Source organism: Sphingomonas sp. (assembly GCF_035555815.1).
Taxonomy (GTDB): domain Bacteria; phylum Pseudomonadota; class Alphaproteobacteria; order Sphingomonadales; family Sphingomonadaceae; genus Sphingomonas.
Genome location: NZ_DATMGG010000064.1, coordinates 1 through 2,121 on the forward strand (window position 1 = coordinate 1; position 2,121 = coordinate 2,121).

General features: G+C 69.7%; 3 protein-coding genes and 1 pseudogene. All 4 read right to left on the reverse strand.

All coding sequences use genetic code 11. The features are described 5' to 3' along the window. A pseudogene (locus tag VNR91_RS03605) lies at nt 1-249 on the reverse strand (hypothetical protein); the annotation flags it as partial. 118 nt (nt 250-367) lie between these two features. Further along, nucleotides 368-514: a hypothetical protein gene (locus tag VNR91_RS03610; protein WP_325489423.1), complete on the reverse strand. Its 147-nt coding sequence runs from the start codon at nt 512-514 to the stop codon at nt 368-370. A gap of 47 nt (nt 515-561) precedes the next feature. Then, nucleotides 562-1,431 carry a 3-hydroxybutyryl-CoA dehydrogenase gene (locus VNR91_RS03615; protein ID WP_325489424.1) on the reverse strand — a complete coding sequence of 290 codons (870 nt, stop codon included), beginning with the start codon at nt 1,429-1,431 and terminating at the stop codon, nt 562-564. A gap of 71 nt (nt 1,432-1,502) precedes the next feature. Next, the coding region (locus VNR91_RS03620; protein WP_325489425.1) for an L-histidine N(alpha)-methyltransferase at nt 1,503-2,121 on the reverse strand (619 nt) is incomplete at its 5' end.

Genomic DNA, 2,121 nt, shown 5'->3' on the forward strand with positions numbered 1-2,121 from the left:
CGGCTTGCCGTCGATCGGCAGGATGTGGCGGACGACGAACGGCTCGTCGGCCGGCGACACCGCGGGCTTGGCCGGCGCGGGCTTGGCGGCTTGCGCGGACACGGCAGCCGTGGATGGCTTCGGCGGGGCCGGCGGCGCGGCGGCCGGGGTCAGCGAATGGGCGGTGGCGGCGACCACGATCGCCAGCCCGCCGGTGACGCCCGCGCCCAGCGCCGCGCTCTTTGCCCATCTGATCCACCGCTGTCGCATCGCCGCATCCTCATCCTTCCCGATGAAAATCGCGTAAAAGCGCCGCCACGGCCAGCCCGGTTTTGCCGCTGTCTCGCGGCGGGACGGGGCGGGGCGCCGTTAACCCGCCGCCCGCCGCTCAATCCTCGGTGCGGGTCTTGATCTTGTTGGGCAGGTCCTTGCCCTTGGTGCGCCGCGACGGCACCTGCACCGGGTGCTTCTTCTTCCATTCGGCGAAGGTCATCGGACCCTCGGGCGTGTCGATGATGGTGTCGTCGAGGCTCATGGAACCACTCCCTGACGTCCGACGGTGCCGGCGCGGATCGTCGTAAACTACCGCGTCGGCACCGGCTCCGCGCCCGAATAATCGTAAAAGCCGCGCCCGGTCTTGCGGCCATACCAGCCGGCCTCGACATATTTGACCAGCAGCGGTGCCGGGCGGAACTTGGGATCGCCGGTGCCCTCGAACAGCACGCGACAGATCTCCAGGCAGGTATCCAGCCCGATGAAGTCGGCCAGCGTCAGCGGCCCCATCGGGTGGTTGAGGCCCAGCTTCACCGCGGTGTCGATGTCGCGGATCGTCGCCACGCCCTCGCCCAGCGCGAAGCACGCTTCGTTGATGAACGGCAGCAGCACGCGGTTGACGATGAAGCCGGGCGCATCGTTGGCGTGGACGATCTCCTTGCCCAGCGACCGGCCGAACGCCTCGACCGCCGCGACGGTGGCGTCGGCGGTGGCGAGGCCGCGGATCAGTTCGATCAGCCCCATCACCGGGACGGGGTTGAAGAAATGAACGCCCATGAACCGCGCGGGATCGGGCGCTGCTTGCGCCAGCCGGGTGATCGGGATCGACGACGTGTTGCTCGCCAGGATCGCGTCGGCACCCATCACCGCACCGACCGCGCCGAAGATCTTGCGCTTGATCTCCTCCCGCTCGGTCGCCGCCTCGATCACCAGCTCGCAAGGCGCCATCGCGGTGACGTCGTCGACCGGCTCGATCCCGGCCAGCGTCGCGTCGCGCGCTTCGGCGGTGATCTTTTCCTTGGCGACCAGCCGGTCGAGACCCTTGGCGATCCCCGCCTTACCCGCCTCGGCGCGCTCGCGCGACACGTCGGACAGCAGCACGCGATAGCCCGCCGCCGCCGAAACCTGCGCGATCCCCGCGCCCATCTGTCCCGCCCCAATCACGCCGATCGTCTTCATTGTCGCCAGTCTCCTTCGCTGCCGGCTCCTAATGCGTGCGCGGCGATCCGGCTAGGGCTAGGACCGTCGGGTCACGGCGCGAAACGCTCCTGCCCGGCCTCGGCGAGGATCAGCGTGAACCAGTCCTGCGGGTCGCTCCATTCGACGATCGGGGTCCAGCCGCCGGCGCGCAGCAGCAGCCTGGCGTCGCGCAGGCCATATTTGTGGCTGTTCTCGGTGTGGATCGTCTCCCCGGCGGTCATCGCGAACGGACGGCCGTCGACGGTGAAGTCGATGTCGCGCGCCGCTTCCAGATGCATTTCGATCCGCGCGCGCTGGTCGTTCCAGATCGCGCGGTGGGTGAAGGCGTCGACCGGGACGGTGCCGCCCAGATCGCGGTTGATGCGGTGGAGCAGATTGCGGTTGAACGCGGCGGTGACGCCCGCGGCATCGTCATAGGCCGCGACCAGCACGTCGAGCGGCTTGATCCGGTCGACGCCGATCAGGAACAGCGCGCCCTCGCCCAGCGACTGGCGGAACCCGCGCAGCAGGTCGACCGCGCGCGCCGCCAGCATGTTGCCGATCGTCGATCCGGGGAAGAACCCCAGCCGCGGCAGACCGGCGACGCCGTCTGGCAACGCCAGCGGCCGGGTGAAGTCGGCCTCGACCGGCGCCACCGCGACTTCGGGAAAGCGCGCCGCGATCCGCCCG